Consider the following 233-nt stretch of genomic DNA (forward strand, 5'->3'; position numbering starts at 1 on the left):
AGCTACGGACGCTTTAGGCCCAATAATAGCGGTCATCACTCGTGCTGCCGGTATTACCGCGGCGGCTGGCACCGGTCTTGCCCAGCACTTATTCTACGACCTCCTTACGGTCGCGAAAAGCGAGGACTATATGCCCTCGCACTTGGAGTCCCCTTATCGCACTCGCGTGCAGTGTAAAGGTTTCGCGCCTGCTGCGCCCCGTAGGGCCCGGTATCTTGTCTCAGATACCGTCT

Annotated in this window: 1 rRNA gene; it reads right to left on the minus strand. The window is 58.4% G+C overall.

Annotated features, from left to right (window positions below):
* Positions 1–233 (minus strand): 16S ribosomal RNA (locus C489_RS20560); the annotation flags it as partial.

Source organism: Natrinema versiforme JCM 10478 (assembly GCF_000337195.1).
Classification (GTDB): domain Archaea; phylum Halobacteriota; class Halobacteria; order Halobacteriales; family Natrialbaceae; genus Natrinema; species Natrinema versiforme.